This window comes from Streptacidiphilus sp. P02-A3a (assembly GCF_014084105.1).
GTDB lineage: Bacteria > Actinomycetota > Actinomycetes > Streptomycetales > Streptomycetaceae > Streptacidiphilus.
Window position 1 is genome coordinate 4,796,164 of record NZ_CP048289.1, and the last position, 13,926, is coordinate 4,810,089.

Below are 13,926 nucleotides of genomic sequence, written 5' to 3' on the forward strand. Positions count from 1 at the left end.
CCGTGTCGTCCGCCAGGGCTTGCGGCCGGGCACCCCGCTCATGGGGCCGGTCGGGTCTCCGGCTCGGGTCCTCGGTGGCGCTCGCACCGGCAGACGGGCCAGTGGCCCAGCGAGTAGATGCCGGAAGGCCGGTAGTCGCTCTCGACGGCCTGGGAGCTGACCTCGACCCACTCGCCAGCGACGGTCTCCTTCTTCACCCGGATGGTCATGGCATGCCGTGCGATCACGGGCGGTTCATCGGTCATCACGGCCGCCCCGCCTTCTCGTACCGATACCGGCGACGCCACGCCTGCCAACCGCGCCACTGCTCCAGCTGGAACCTGTGTGCCATAGGCCGATCAGTCATGGCACGCCTCGCTGGACTCCCGGACGTCCTCGCCGTGCCCGGACGGCCAAATCCTCAGCTGTCCCGCGAACGGGTTCCCCACCAGGCAGGGTTCTCCCGGTGCACGTTCGGTTGCCTCCTGCGGGTCGGACCATGCAGTCCAGTCCGAGGCGTCTGCGAGCTGGGTGCTGCGTACCCGGTCGGCGGGCATCCGGCGCGGAAGGGGTGGTGGTGATGTCACGGGCGGGACTCCTGGCGGACGTGGGAGGTGGCTGCCGCCGCCCGGCCCCAACGGGGGATGTGGCCGGACGGCGGCGCTTCGGGACAGCCCTCCGGGGGAACGAGGAGACTCGTTGGCCAGCTTCGGAAGCCGCTGACGTCCAGTCAAAATCCTTAGCCGTCCGTGGGACCATCGCCGATGCGGCGACCGCATACGGATATGCGCGGAGCGGGTACCGATGCGGTCGCCAGCGGGTCGAAACTCGTAACGTGGGGGGTAGACGGTGGATTGGCGGGCAGCAGCCAGGGAGGCATCTCGCGCCGGGAACTACGGCAAGGTCATCGAGTTGGCCCGCAAGTCAGCACGGATGACCCAGCAACAGTTAGGGGAGGCATGTGGGCTCTCGCAATCGGCGGTCTCCCGACTGGAGAAGCGAGGCTCGGGCTCGTACGCCACGGACCTCCTCGCGGCGGCGTCCGCCCACCTGGATATCCCGGCCGCAATGGTCGGGCTCGCTGAACCCAGCGGGATCGCAAGAGATGGAACCGAGCAGGTGGAACGCCGAGAATTTCTAGGCGGAGTGGCCGCTGCGGCAGCCGCACCCGCCCTGGCGGTACTGCCTGAGCTGCACGAGGCCGCGCACCAGCAGAGCGCGGCACTGCGGCTGAACACGACCGCATACCGGCGCTTGGACGGTTCGACGCCATCGCGGGACCTCGCAGAGCCCGTACATGCCCATATGAGACTGATCCAGTCCCTCGCCCAGTCGGCCCCCGCCGGTCAGCGACCCCGGCTGGCGGGTGTCGGCAGCGAGGCCGCTAGCCTGGCGGCATGGCTGGCCTGGGACATGGGCGACAACGGATCAGCCCGCACCTGGTACGGCTCGGCGATCAAAGCAGCCCGGTCGGCCGGAGACTCGCTGCTGGCCGCCTACCAGATCGGCAGCCTCGCGCAGTTCGAGGCGCACGCCGGTAACGGCGCGCAGGCCCTGACCCTGGCCAGTGCTGCCCGGCGGTCCCTGGGTCCGCAGCGTCCGGCTATCGCTGACGCGTGGCTCTCCTCGGTCGAGGCCCTGGCCCACGCCGCTGCCGGCGACCAGCGCGCCGCCGACCGTGCCCTGATCCGCAGCCGGGCGACAGCCGAACGCCTGCCGCTGGAGGGGCCGCCTCCGTGGCCCTGGGTCTTCGTGTTCGATGAGGCCAAGGTCGCTGCCTGCCGGGTCACCTGCGGTGCCCGCCTGGGCCTGGCGGACTGGGTGCTCACCGCAGACACCGCCGCTCTCGCCACCGGCCACGCCAAGCAGCGCGCCCTGGTGGTCCTCGATATCGCCGCCGGTCACCTTGCTGCCGGACGGGTAGAGGCCGCCTTCGCCCTCGCGTCACGCGCGCTGGACACCGGCATCGAGTACCGATCCGGCCGGATCGTGGAACGGGCTCGGACCGTCCGCCGATCCATCACCAGTACCTCGCCACCGAAGGTGGTCAGGGAGTTCGATGAGCGCCTGCACGGCGTCTATTTGTAGGAGGGGCATCTGATGCGCGTTGGGATCACTGGCCACCGTGGACTGACCGCCGAGGTCGAGGAGCAGGTCCGACAGCTCCTGGCCACGGCCATAGACGGCTACGTCGCCGGGGAGCTGGTCGCGGTGTCGTGCATAGCGGACGGCCCGGACAGCTGGTTCGCCCAGGCCGCCCTGGACCACGGCGGACGTCTGGAAGCCGTCATCCCCGCCGAGGAGTACCGCGACAGCCTCCCCGACTGGCACCACCCTGTGTACGACGCGCTCCTGGTCCGCGCCGCTGAGGTCCACCACACCGGCCTGACCGCTTCCGACTCGAACGCACACATGGCGGGCAGCGAGGTCCTCGTAGGACTCGCAGACGAGCTACTGGCCGTGTGGGACGGGAAACCGGCCGGAGGCTACGGAGGCACCGCTGACGTGGTGGCCTACGCCGAGCGCATGGGCGTGCCAGTGCGAGTCCTCTGGCCGCAGGGAGCGACGCGGTCATAGTGGAGTTCCCGATCGGCGGCGGTTCTCACCCAGGGTTAGCGCCGGCCGGACCCGGGGTGATCGTGCCGAAGACAGGCCCGAAGGCTCAACCTCGCCAGAGAATCACGCTGCGGTGGCAATTGCCCTGGGCCAGGTCGGCGCTGACCCAGGGCAAGGACGACAGCGATCGACGATCATGATCCCGGGCTACGGAGCACCGTGTGCCGAGCATCCCGGGTACAGCAGGTGCCGGTCGCCGCACGCGCGGGCAGCCGCCGTCTGTGCCGAGCTGTCCTACCGCCACGAGGGCTACCCGGTCGAGCGGGCACTCGTGGAGCGGCTCCTGCGCGCCGATCCGACGCTGCGCCAGCGGGGCAGCTGCGGTACGAGTTCGGACGCCAGGCGGTGGTGGACGCCGTGCTCGGCGGGATCCGCCAGCCGCGTCCCTGTTCCTGAAGTGGCTCTTGCCGCGGGGACGTCCGGCACCGAGCTCGGAATCGGCGCCGGGCAATCGTCAGACGCGAGTCTCGGCTGCTTGTCGAATGTCGGCGCTCGCGAGCCCTCCGGGCGCGAAGACCGCCGCCGCGATCCGGAGTTCGGGTGGCAGGGCCGACCACAGCTCGTCCAGCAGGTCGGTGCGGTTGTCCTCGGTTGTCCGGACCTCCGTGAAGGGGGCGCCGGTAGCGATACCTTGCCTGTCGGAGTGATAGGTCGTCATGAGCACTCCCTCACCAGGAGCCAGGTCGCTGACGTGGAGGGTGAGCCGGTTGGTGGCGGCGCGGCTCCCCGTGCTGTGCCGGGCGGCGCCGAACCATGCCTGACCGCCCTCGTGGTTGTCCGCGATTACCGTCAGGCGTGGAGTGAAGATCGGCGGGTCTGGTTCGTAGTCCAGCTCGTCCAGGGCCAGGATCGGGGCCAGCCCCGAACCGAGGCGGTCGGAGACCGTGGAGACCTGCTCCCCGTTGCCGAAGATCAGCAAGTCCCCGCTCTGACGGGCGGCAACGTAGTGCCGAAGATGGTCATGCTGGCGCGCGTCCGCAGGGGCGACGATCAGCTCGTCTCCGGCGGTGCGCTGCAGGGTGCGGGCCTGGGACGCGGGACTGCGCCCGGTGAGGAAGTAGGCGCCGAGCATGGTGCCGTCGCCGGTCCTGCACCACAGCACGCCGCGGCCTGGGTAGTGATTGCCCGTCAGTGCATCTCTCAGCAAGGTCACGTGTGTTTCAGCCCCCTGCTTCATGGCCTCGCGTCGCGTGGCCGGCGGTGAATGCCCACATGGATCAGGGGAGACTCCAACGGCCGACAGTGCGGTGGTCGGATCCCCGCGTCCCACGTGGGGATTATCGCAGAGCTTGATCTACTACGCGATCGTAGGTGCCGCGGTACAGGCGAGCGTCGCGCTTCGCCGGTGCCACGCCCACTTGCCGCATATGCAGACCATGAGGCACACGACTGCCGCACCCGGACCCGCCCACCACGGCCAACCCGGAGACAGCACCTTGACCAGCGCGGTCACCGCGCCCCAAAACCTGCTCCGGCCATCTGATCGGCAACCACCACCGGACTGACACGACGTCACCGACGGCAACCCCACTGGCACCGAACGGGCATGTCGCAGGGAGACGGCACGCACGAGGAAGGGTCAGGCGGGTAGTTCGTGCGGGTCGGCGCCGCTGGTGAGGGCCAGCAGGTGGGGTGCCTGGGCGAGCACCCGCCCGGCCGCGCCGCGCACCTCGGCCCGCGGGCCGAGTTCGCCGGCCACGATCCGGACCTGGGCACCGGCGTGCGGCAGCGCGTGCCGGGCGATGGCGAGCCGCATCGATTCGAACAGGGGCTCGCCGATCGCGGCCAGGTCGCCGCCGACGACGATCAACTGCGGGTTGATCAGGGTGACCACGCCCGCCAGGGCACGTCCCACCGCCGCCCCGGCGTCCTCCACGGCCCGCCGGGCCCCCGCCCGGTTCTCCCTGAGCAGCCCCGGCAGCTCGTCGGGGGCGACCGGGTGGTCCCAACTGTCGCGCAGCAGACGGGCGATGGCTATCGGGCTGGCGATGGTCTCCAGGCAGCCGCGGTTGCCGCAGCGGCAGATCAGGCCGTCCTCGATCGCCAGCAGGTGCCCGATCTCCCCGGCCAGACCGCTGACGCCGAGCAGCAGCTGCCCGGCGGCCACGATGCCGGCGCCGATACCGGCGGACAGGCGTACGTAGACCATGTTGTCGATGCCCCGGCCGGCGCCGTAGAGGTGCTCGGCCAGGGCCCCGGCGTTGGCGTCGTTGATCAGCTGGCTGGGGATTCCGGTGCGCCGCTCCAGCTCGTGCCCCGGCCGCACGTCGGTCCAGCCGGGCATGATCCCCTCGGCGACCATGGCGCCGTCCCCGCCGACGGGGGAGGCGATCCCGACGCCGAGGCCGAGCACCCGCTCGATCGGGGCGTCGCACTCCCGCAGCGCCTGGTGGACCAGCTCGGCGGCCAGGTCGAGGGTGGCCTGCGGGGCCCGGTCGACTTCGACGGCCTCGACGTGGTCCCAGACGGGTACGCCGTACAGGTCGCACAGCGCGACGCGGACGTGGGTGTGGCCGATGTCCGCCCCTACCGCGTACGCGGCGGTCGGTTGCAGGGTCAGCACCTGCGCGGGCCGGCCCAGCGAACGGTTCTCCGGCTCGGCCGACCCGCTCTCCTCGCGGACCAGGCCGGAGGCGATCAGGTCGGTGACGAGGGCGTAGACGGTCGCTCGGGACAGCTTGGTCAGCCGCACCAGCTCCGGCCGACTGGTCCCGCCGGTGGCGTGCAGCGCCTGCAGGACCCGCAGTCGGCCTTCGTCTCGAAGGTTCATGTGCGTCGGAATGGAAGGCTCCCCGGAAGGTAGGCGCCGCAACGAGATGCTCGCATCGTAGGGGCTCGTCAGGCCCCCTGCGGGCCCGCCTCCGCGCGGGCCCGCGAGCGCAGGCCCGCGAGCGCACCGTGCCGCTCTCCCGCGGCCGACGCCGTCCGCTGACCACCAATTCTCCGTCTTTGAACTTAACTCTAGGCGGACGATCGCCAGACGTCCAAGGGGAAGTCCGGAGTCAGTCGTATCGGAGGTCAGCTGCTGGGCTCGCCGCTGACGGCCTGGTGCACCACCAGCTCTGGGTTTTTGGATACCAGGGCATGTCACGATCCTTGGCATTTTCCTTGACTTCTTCCTGGAGCAGTCTGAATATGTGTGCTGCGCCGGATGATACGAATCGTCTACCTGGTCGTCTTCCCACGGCGCGCGTTCCACCCCGCTCCGAGGCACCGGAAGCGGAACCCCACGGCGGCCCGGTCGGCCTCGCGAGTCAGGCGCGACCGACCGGGCCGTCCCACGACGCGATCGGCCGCCCCGGCCTGGAGGTTCACCATGTCCTCGTTACGTGTGACCTGGCGCAGGCTGCGGCTGGCAGTCGTGTTGCTGCTGGTGGCGGTGATCGCCGTACCCGCCCTCGGGGCGGTGGCGCCCGCCTCGGCCGCCGCGTCGTCCCTGCCCTGCGACGTCTACGCCGCCGGCGGTACACCGTGCGAAGCGGCGTACAGCATGACCCGGGCCCTGTTCGCGGCCTACGACGGACCGCTGTACCAGCTCCAGCGAACCTCCGACGGCAGCTACCTGAACATCGGTCCGGGATCCACCGGCGGGGTGGTCGACTCCGCCCCGCAGGTCTCGTTCTGCTCCGGCACGAGCTGCACCGTCACCGAGATCTACGACCAGACCTCCAACGGCAACAACCTGCCCATCTCGCAGGGCACCGCCTGCTCGGGCTGCTCGGGCGGGATCGCGGGCCCCGGTCCGAACGGCTCGGACATCGGTTCGCCCGCGATGGCGCTGCCGGTGACGGTCGACGGCCGGCCCGCGTACGGCGCCCTGTTCGACGCCCAGGGCACCGGGTACCGCATTGACGACGCGAAGAACGTGCCCACCGGCTCGCAGCCCGAGGGCGTCTACCTGATGACCTCCTCGAACGTCACCAGCAACGGCTGCTGCTTCGACTTCGGCTCGGGCGAGGCGAACGACAGCGACGACGGCAACGCCACCATGAACGCGATCTACTACGGCACCGACTGCTGGACCCAGAACTGCAGCGGCCCCGGTCCGTGGGTGGGCGGCGACCTGGAGAACGGCATGTACTTCAGCGACACCGGTGCCAACCCCTCGTCCATCCCCGCCGAGAGCGGCTCGTTCGTCTCCGCCTGGGAGAAGAACAACGGGACGACCAACTTCACCCTGAAGTACGGCAACGGGCAGCAGGGCGGGCTGACCGAGTCCTATTCGGGAGCGTTGCCCAGCGGCTACGACCCGATGAAGGTCCAGCCCTCCATCGAGTTGGGCACCGGCGGGGACAACAGCATCTGGGGCGACGGTGAGTTCTTCGAGGGCGCCGTCACCGCCGGATACCCCTCCGACGCGACGGAGAACGCGGTCCAGGCCGGCCTGGTCGCGGCCGGGTACTCCCACAACGTCACCGACGTGCCGACCACCGCGTCCGTGGTCAGCCTCAAGGCCCACGCCAACGGCGACTACGTGGACTCCGCCGGCAGCGGCACCTCGCTGATCGCCAACTCGACCAGCATCGGCGCCGACCAGACCTTCGACCTGCTCACCAACCCGGACGGCACGGTGAGCCTGCGGGCGCACTCCGACGGCGACTACGTCACCGCGCCGAACGCCGGAGCCGCGCCACTGATCGCCGGCAGCACCGCGATCGGGTCGGCGGAGACCTTCGACCTGATCGACAACCCCGACGGCAGCGTCAGCTTCCGGGCGCACGCCAACGGTGACATCGTGACCGCCGACAACGCCGGAGCCTCGCCACTGATCGCCAACCGGACCGCGATCGGCCCCTGGGAGGAGTTCGACGTCGTCCGCGACACCGTGCCCGTCAGCTTCCGGGCGCACGCCAACGGTGACATCGTGACCGCCGACAACGCCGGGGCCTCGCCGCTGATCGCCAACCGGACCGCGGTCGGCCCCTGGGAGACGTTCGACCTGATCGGCGACCCCGACGGCAGTGTCAGCCTGCTCGCCCGGGCGAACAACGAGTACGTCACCGCGGGCGCTTCGGCGCTGATCGCCAACAGCGCCTCGATCGGATACGCGCAGGAGTTCAGCCTGATCGACAACGCGGACGGCAGCGTCAGTCTCAAGGCACACGCCAACGGCGAGATCGTCACCGCGGACGGCGCCGGGGCCGACCCGCTGATCGCCAACCGGTCCGCCATCGGCCCCTGGGAGGAGTTCGACCTGATCGACGACTGATCCCCCGCCCGCGGGGGCCCTGGTCGGGGCTCCCGCGGGCGTGCCGAGCCCTGCGGCGGCGGGGCGAATCCCGCGGGAACCGGAAGTGGAGCCGGTCGACCTGGATCAGGGGCGGTGACGGGTGCGGTTGTGCAGGTCGGTGCGCGCGCTGTCGAGGAGCTGGTCGGCGAGGGCCGGGTCGGTGCCGACGACGGCGCGCGAGAGCAGGACGGCCCCGACCATCTGGCTGAACAGCGCCAGGGTGCGGTCCCAACTCGCCTCCTGGTCAAGGCCCGTCGCCGCCTGGACGGCTTCGGCGAAGCGGCGCAGGTTCGTGGTCAGGCCGCTGGCGTAGTGGGAGCGGGCGGGGTCCTCGAAGCGGGGGGCGTCGCCGAGGAAGCCCGCGTTGGGGCAGCCGTGGTCGATATCCGCGCGGTGCTCCGGCGACAGGTACCAGTCGATCTGGTTGCCCAGGGGATCCTCCCCGCGTGCCGTGGAGGCGTCCAGGGCCGCGGTCAGGTTCTCCAGCCCCTCGGCCATGGCCTTGGCGACGACCTCGTCCACCAGCGCGGCCTTGGACGCGAAGTGGTTGTAGAAGCCCCCGCGGGTCAGCCCGGCGGCGGCCATCAGCTCCACCAGTCCCACCGCCTCCACGCCACGCTCGCGGAAGAGGGTCTCGGCGGCGCTGACGATCGCGTCGTGGTTCTGTGCCGCCTTCTGCTTCGACACGCCCATGAGTGCCACCTCCTTCACCATGACTGTAGCACCATCTCAATGTCGATCGACCTTGACAGGATGGCAGCGCGGGCATAAAACAATGTCGAGCGACATTGTGATGACCGAGGGCGTGCCCAGCCCGTGGACGAGACCATGAAGGAGACAGCGACATGTCCGTTCCACCCCTGTTCACGCCGACCCGCATGGGCGCTCTGGAGCTGCCCAACCGGATCGCGATGGCACCGCTGACGCGGATGCGCGCCGACAACCCGGGCCGGGTGCCGACCGGGCTGCACGCCGAGTACTACGCCCAGCGCGCCGGCGCCGGACTGATCGTGGGCGAGGCCACCGCGATCAGCCCCGAGGCAGTGGGCTGGGCCGACACACCCGGCCTGTGGAGCCCGCAGCAGGTACACGGCTGGCGGGGGGTGACCGACGCGGTCCACGCCGCCGGTAGCCGCATGATCGCGCAGCTCTGGCACACCGGATCCCTGTCGCACCCGGACTTCTTCGACGGAGCCCCGCCGATGTCGGCCTCCGCGGTCAACCCGGAACAGCTCAGCTCCACCCCCACCGGACGCAAGCCCACGGTCACACCGCGCGCGATGACCCGCGCCGAGATCCGCCGGACCGTGGCCGACTACGCGACCGCCGCCCGCAACGCCGTCGCGGCCGGGTTCGACGGCGTCCAGATCCTGGCCAACTTCACCTACCTGCCCGCCCAGTTCCTCAACCGGGCGACCAACCGGCGCACCGACCGGTACGGCGGATCGATCGCCAACCGGGCCCGCCTGGTCCTGGAGATCATCGAGAGCGTGGCCGGGGCGATCGGCCCCGAGCGCACCGGCATCAAGCTCGGCCCCATGCACGAGAGCGGACCGTTCACCGCCGACGACGAGACGCTCCCCACCGCCGAGTACGTCGTCAGCCGCCTCGACGACTACCGGCTCTCCCACCTGCTGCTCATGGGCGCCACCCACGAACTGGCCGGGACGCCGCTGGCCGACCTGGCCGGCGACGGGATGTTCCGCCACTTCCGACCGCTCTACGGCGGAACCCTGATCGCCAGTGTGGACATGGACGCCGAACGCGGCAACCGCCTGGTGCGGGCCGGTCTGGCGGATGTCATCGCCTTCGGTAGGCCCTTCATCGCCAACCCCGACCTCCCCGCCCGGCTCGCCACGGGTGCCGCGCCGGCCGACACCGACTGGAGCACCGTCTACGCGGCCGGCCCGGCGGGCTACACCGACTACCCGGCCCTGGAACCGGTCGCGGCCTGAGCCGCGAACCGTTCGCCCGCGCATCGTGACGTGCGGTCACCATGCGGATGCCGCCCGGTGCGGCCCGCGGACCAGCGCGGACTCACCGCCCGTCGGCCATGGCGAGCCCTTGTCACACCCATCCAGTACCTGAGAACAACATCCCACAGGAGTCAGTCATGTCTGAGGCATCCCGCTCGATCGCCCTGGTCACCGGAGCCAGCAGCGGCATCGGCCGCGCTGTGGCCCTGCGGCTCGCCCGGGACGGTTTCGAGGTCCTGGTCCACGGACGCGACGCCGGACGCGGCGCGGCGGTGGTCGAGGAGATCGTCAAGAACGGTGGCAGTGCCCGGTTCCTGGCCGCCGATCTGACCGACCTCGAAGCCCTCGCCCGGCTGGCGCAGGAGGCGGCGCAGGCCGACGTCCTGGTCAACAACGCCGGGTTCTCCTGGTTCGGGCCCACCGACCAGTTGCCCGCCGAGACCTTCGACGCGCTGTTCACCGCCAACGTGCGCTCCGCCTACTACCTGACCGCGGCGCTGGCGCCCGAGATGGCCGAACGCGGGAAGGGCAGCATCATCAACCTGGGCAGCATGGCCGGCCAGATCGGCCTGGCCGGCGGCGCCGCCTACAGCGCCACCAAGGCCGCGCTGGCCGCGCTGACCCGCGCCTGGGCCGCCGAGTTCAGCCCGCGCGGCGTGCGGGTCAACACCATCTCCCCCGGACCCGCCCACACCGGTGGCGCCGACCCGGCCAACATCACCGCGCTCGGCGCCACCACCCTGCTGGACCGCGCGGCCCAGCCCGAGGAGATCGCCGACGTGATCGCCTTCCTCGCCTCCCCCGCCGCCGCCTACGTCACCGGCGCGCTGATCCCCGCCGACGGCGGCCGAACCGCCGTCTGACCGGTCCTCCGGCACCAGGTCCGGCACTCCCGACACCACCGACCCCGCACGACCTTCCCAAGGGAGCAGACATGTCCCGGCACACCGCCATCACCGCCCCCACCGAGTTCGTCGAGGCAGGCGGCATCCGCTTCGCCTACCGCCGCTACGGCAACCCCGAACGCACCCCGGTGGTCTTCGTCCAGCACTTCATGGGCAACCTCAACGACTTCGACCCGGCCATCACCGACGCCCTGGCCGGCGACCGCGAGGTCATCCTGTTCAACAACACCGGCGTGGGCACCAGCAGCGGCCAGGTCCCCGACACCATCGAGCAGATGGCCCGCGACGCATCGGCGTTCATCGACGCCCTGGGCCTGACCCGGGTGGACCTGCTGGGCCACTCGATGGGCGGCCTGGTCGCCCAGGAGATCGCCCTGGCCCGCCCGGACCTGGTCCGCAAGCTGATCCTGGTCGGCACCGGACCGCGCGGCGGCGAGGAGATCGGCTCACGGCCCGCCTGGGTCGGGGACCTGTTCGCGGCCGACTACGAGCCCCCGGAGAACGTCTGGCTGCCGACCCTGTTCGAACCCACCGAGACCAGCCAGGCAGCGGGCCGCGCCTACGTCCAGCGCATCACCGAGCGCCAGGAAGGCCGCGACCCGTGGCCCTCCCCGCAGTCCGTCGGCGCCCAACTGACAGCGATCGCCGCCTACGGAAAAGTCCAGGACCCCGAGTACACCTCCCTCAAGGCACTGACCCTGCCGGTCCTGGTCGTCAACGGACACAACGACATCATCATCACCACTGTCAACTCCTACCTCCTCCAGCAGCACCTGCCCGACGCCCAGCTGGTGATCTACCCCGACTCCGGCCACGGCGCGCACCACCAGTTCCACGACCTGTTCGTCCAGCACGTGCGGCTCTTCCTGGACCGAACCGAGAACGGGGCATGACCGGATGCCCAATCCCCGCAGTGCCCCGGTCGCGTCAGGCACCGCCGTGCCCGCTCACCACGGTCGGCGTGCGGCACCCGCCCGGCCGGTGGTGGGGCCACGGCCCGTCGGTTTTCTGGCGGCGCTCACGCACGGCCGCCCGCAGCACCTGCCCGTCCGGGAGGTGGACCTGGACCTGGGGCGGGTTCGAGCCGGTGTCAGCGCGGTCGATCACCGCAGCACTCGCTCAGCCAGCGGTGCCGGACGGCGGGCGGATCAGGCGGACGTCGTAGGCGTACCAGCCCACCCGGCTACCCGGGTCCACCGCGCACCGCCACAGGATCGGCCCGGCCGGGTTCCGCGTCCACGCCAGCACCCGCACCGGCCGCCACCCCTCGCGGGCGGCCCGAACTGGCCGACACCCGGTCCGTGGGCTCGGGCCTGCGAGGATGTTGCCATGGACAAGCGAATCATGGGACGGCTCGGCCGTGAGGTCTCCGTCGTCGGACTGGGTACCTGGCAGCTCGGCGCGGACTGGGGCGAGGTTGAGGAGAAGGATGCCCTCGCCGTGCTGGACGCGGCGGCCGAGGAGGGCGTGACCTTCTTCGACACCGCCGACGTCTACGGTGACGGCCGCAGCGAACGCCTGATCGGCCGCTGGAGGAAGGACAACCCGGGGGCCGGGGTCTTCGTGGCCACCAAGATGGGCCGCCGGGCCGAGCAGCTGCCGGAGAACTACACCGCTGCCAACTTCCGGGCCTGGAGCGACCGTTCGCGGGCGAACCTGGGCGTGGACACACTGGACCTGGTGCAACTGCACTGCCCGCCCAGCGCGGTCATCGAGTCGGACGCGGTGTTCGACGCACTGGACGCGCTGGTGGAGTCCGGCTCGATCGCCGCCTACGGCGTGAGCGTGGAGACCTGCGAGCAGGCGCTGAAGGCGATCGCCCGGCCCGGTACCGCGAGCGTGCAGATCATCTTCAACGCGTTCCGGCTCAAGCCGCTGGACGAGGTGCTGCCCGCTGCCGCGGCCGCCGGCGTCGGAGTCATCGCCCGGGTGCCGCTGGCCTCGGGACTGCTCTCCGGCCGGTACCGGCACGACACCGCCTTCGCCGCCGACGACCACCGCACCTACAACCGCCACGGCGAGGCCTTCGACCAGGGCGAGACTTTCTCCGGCGTCGACTACGACACGGGCGTGGAGGCCGCCGCCGAGTTCTCGGCGCTGGCAGCACCCGGCGCCACCGCGGCGCAGACCGCCCTGCGCTGGATCGTCCAGCAGCCGGGCGTGACCACGGTCATCCCCGGTGCGCGGTCGACCGAACAGGCAGTATCGAACGCGCGCTCGGCATCTGTGCCCGCACTGCCGGACCAGACCCTGACCGCCATCCGGGACTTGTACGAGCGGCGCATCCGGGCCCAGGTCCACCAGCGCTGGTAGGCGGGCCCACCTATCGCCCGGGTGCCGGCGAGGGACGGGGGCGGCGGCGGCCGGGCATCGCGAGCCGGTCTGCGTCGGCACGGTCCCGGGCGCGAGCAGGTCGGGGCCTGTGCCATACCCGGGGGGCGACGGCAGTGCCCGCCGCCACGTCCAGTCGGCCCCTTCAACGATTCGTGCCCCGACGCTCACGGCGCCGGGGCACGAAGGAGCGAGTTGGACGGCACCTACAGAGCAGCGCTGGTGCCGGTCGGAGGTACGCAGGCCCTGCCGGTCGGCACCGGCAATCGGCTGGACCGTGCCTGGGGGCGGCCGGACGACGCGGGTCCCGGCGCTGCTCGGGCTGGTCCAATCGGGAACCGGCCGGGAACCGGTCTGGTCGGGGACGCTGAAGTGGCGGCCGCGCAGCGGGGCGCCGCGCAGTTCGGCCGGTCCGGCGGTGACCTCTCGACGGGCCCTGACCAGAACCTGTGCCTCGGTACCGGTGGCCTGGTCATCACCCTGGGCCTGTGGCTCAAACTGCGCGCCTCGTGCGGGCGGGTGACGAGCGGGTGATAGGAGAGTACGGGCACGGTCAGGCCGAAGGCCGCGGTGGCCAGCAGCGCCCACGCCGACCACCGCGACCTCGCCGATGCCGACCTCACACCCGGCCCGAGGCCCCGCACCGGCAGCTGACCACCCACACCCCCCGGGCCCGGGGGCCGCGGTCAGTGGGCGCTGCTGCGCGGGCCGTGGTACTGCGCATCGGTGACCGGTTCCAGCCAGGTGGTCTCGGGGGTGCCGTCGCCGGTTCCCTCCCACAGGGCGAGGTGCTCCATGAAGAGCTCCGGGGTGGCGCCGTGCCAGTGCTCCTCGCCGGGCGGGCAGGTGACGGTCCGGCCCGGGTGGTGCCCGGGCCTTGCGCGGTGAC

Annotated in this window: 13 protein-coding genes and 1 pseudogene; 8 read left to right on the plus strand and 6 right to left on the minus strand. The window is 71.3% G+C overall.

The genetic code is table 11. The annotated features are described in order from the left end of the window. Positions 1-38: 38 nt before the first annotated feature. Complete coding sequence (locus GXP74_RS20840) at positions 39-227, minus strand: hypothetical protein (protein WP_182452877.1); 189 nt, start codon at positions 225-227, stop codon at positions 39-41. Between the two features lie 1,057 nt (positions 228-1,284). Here GXP74_RS20840 and GXP74_RS40665 point away from each other — a divergent pair. Together GXP74_RS40665 and GXP74_RS20850 are read left to right on the plus strand one after the other, a co-directional pair. Continuing rightward, positions 1,285-2,067: a DNA-binding protein gene (locus GXP74_RS40665; protein ID WP_225448650.1), complete on the plus strand. Its 783-nt coding sequence runs from the start codon at positions 1,285-1,287 to the stop codon at positions 2,065-2,067. A gap of 12 nt (positions 2,068-2,079) precedes the next feature. Further along, a complete protein-coding gene (locus GXP74_RS20850; RefSeq protein ID WP_182452875.1) occupies positions 2,080-2,556 on the plus strand; it encodes a hypothetical protein in 477 nt (158 codons plus the stop codon). Between the two features lie 493 nt (positions 2,557-3,049). On the opposite strand, the gene GXP74_RS20855 is transcribed toward GXP74_RS20850, so the two are convergent. Together GXP74_RS20855 and GXP74_RS20860 are read right to left on the minus strand one after the other, a co-directional pair. Next, positions 3,050-3,748, minus strand: coding sequence for an IMP cyclohydrolase (locus GXP74_RS20855; RefSeq protein WP_225448071.1), 699 nt, complete (start codon positions 3,746-3,748; stop codon positions 3,050-3,052). 426 nt (positions 3,749-4,174) lie between these two features. Further along, entirely contained in the window at positions 4,175-5,365 is a 1,191-nt protein-coding gene (locus GXP74_RS20860; RefSeq protein WP_182452874.1) for an ROK family transcriptional regulator, read from the minus strand. Positions 5,366-5,911: 546 nt separating this feature from the next. On the opposite strand from GXP74_RS20860, the gene GXP74_RS20865 reads away from it, so the two are divergent. Continuing rightward, positions 5,912-7,804: an arabinofuranosidase catalytic domain-containing protein gene (locus tag GXP74_RS20865; RefSeq protein ID WP_182452873.1), complete on the plus strand. Its 1,893-nt coding sequence runs from the start codon at positions 5,912-5,914 to the stop codon at positions 7,802-7,804. Between the two features lie 105 nt (positions 7,805-7,909). On the opposite strand, the gene GXP74_RS20870 is transcribed toward GXP74_RS20865, so the two are convergent. After that, positions 7,910-8,518 (minus strand): TetR/AcrR family transcriptional regulator, encoded by a 609-nt coding sequence (locus GXP74_RS20870; RefSeq protein ID WP_182452872.1) that lies wholly within the window; start codon positions 8,516-8,518, stop codon positions 7,910-7,912. Positions 8,519-8,670: 152 nt separating this feature from the next. Here GXP74_RS20870 and GXP74_RS20875 point away from each other — a divergent pair, with 152 nt between their 5' ends. The 3 genes from GXP74_RS20875 (at position 8,671) to GXP74_RS20885 (ending at position 11,599) form a co-directional block, all read left to right on the plus strand. Then, positions 8,671-9,780, plus strand: a complete 1,110-nt coding sequence (locus GXP74_RS20875) for an alkene reductase (RefSeq protein WP_182452871.1) — start codon at positions 8,671-8,673, stop codon at positions 9,778-9,780. A 158-nt stretch (positions 9,781-9,938) separates the two neighbouring features. Beyond that, complete coding sequence (locus tag GXP74_RS20880) at positions 9,939-10,664, plus strand: SDR family NAD(P)-dependent oxidoreductase (protein ID WP_182452870.1); 726 nt, start codon at positions 9,939-9,941, stop codon at positions 10,662-10,664. A gap of 71 nt (positions 10,665-10,735) precedes the next feature. Beyond that, positions 10,736-11,599 carry an alpha/beta fold hydrolase gene (locus GXP74_RS20885; protein ID WP_182452869.1) on the plus strand — a complete coding sequence of 288 codons (864 nt, stop codon included), beginning with the start codon at positions 10,736-10,738 and terminating at the stop codon, positions 11,597-11,599. 226 nt (positions 11,600-11,825) lie between these two features. Here GXP74_RS20885 and GXP74_RS41560 read toward each other — a convergent pair whose 3' ends face one another. Further along, the gene (locus GXP74_RS41560) at positions 11,826-11,960 is read right to left on the minus strand and encodes a hypothetical protein (protein ID WP_255528136.1); all 135 of its coding nucleotides are present in this window, start codon (positions 11,958-11,960) and stop codon (positions 11,826-11,828) included. 75 nt (positions 11,961-12,035) lie between these two features. Here GXP74_RS41560 and GXP74_RS20890 point away from each other — a divergent pair, with 75 nt between their 5' ends. Both GXP74_RS20890 and GXP74_RS20895 read left to right on the plus strand, forming a co-directional pair. Beyond that, positions 12,036-13,019 (plus strand): aldo/keto reductase, encoded by a 984-nt coding sequence (locus GXP74_RS20890; protein WP_182452868.1) that lies wholly within the window; start codon positions 12,036-12,038, stop codon positions 13,017-13,019. A 213-nt stretch (positions 13,020-13,232) separates the two neighbouring features. Beyond that, complete coding sequence (locus GXP74_RS20895; protein WP_182452867.1) at positions 13,233-13,571, plus strand: hypothetical protein; 339 nt, start codon at positions 13,233-13,235, stop codon at positions 13,569-13,571. Between the two features lie 152 nt (positions 13,572-13,723). Here GXP74_RS20895 and GXP74_RS20900 read toward each other — a convergent pair. Further along, positions 13,724-13,903, minus strand: a pseudogene (locus GXP74_RS20900) (cupin domain-containing protein); the annotation flags it as partial. Between the last annotated feature and the right edge of the window lie 23 nt (positions 13,904-13,926).

Bases quoted from the DNA above. Each gene is read 5' to 3' on its own strand.
- GXP74_RS20860 (WP_182452874.1), bottom strand. From the start codon at position 5,365: ATGAACCTTCGAGACGAAGGCCGACTGCGGGTCCTGCAGGCGCTGCAC.
- GXP74_RS20875 (WP_182452871.1), top strand. From the start codon at position 8,671: ATGTCCGTTCCACCCCTGTTCACGCCGACCCGCATGGGCGCTCTGGAG.
- GXP74_RS20890 (WP_182452868.1), top strand. From the start codon at position 12,036: ATGGACAAGCGAATCATGGGACGGCTCGGCCGTGAGGTCTCCGTCGTC.
- GXP74_RS20885 (WP_182452869.1), top strand. From the start codon at position 10,736: ATGTCCCGGCACACCGCCATCACCGCCCCCACCGAGTTCGTCGAGGCA.
- GXP74_RS20880 (WP_182452870.1), top strand. From the start codon at position 9,939: ATGTCTGAGGCATCCCGCTCGATCGCCCTGGTCACCGGAGCCAGCAGC.
- GXP74_RS20865 (WP_182452873.1), top strand. From the start codon at position 5,912: ATGTCCTCGTTACGTGTGACCTGGCGCAGGCTGCGGCTGGCAGTCGTG.
- GXP74_RS40665 (WP_225448650.1), top strand. From the start codon at position 1,285: ATGAGACTGATCCAGTCCCTCGCCCAGTCGGCCCCCGCCGGTCAGCGA.
- GXP74_RS20850 (WP_182452875.1), top strand. From the start codon at position 2,080: ATGCGCGTTGGGATCACTGGCCACCGTGGACTGACCGCCGAGGTCGAG.
- GXP74_RS20870 (WP_182452872.1), bottom strand. From the start codon at position 8,518: ATGGGCGTGTCGAAGCAGAAGGCGGCACAGAACCACGACGCGATCGTC.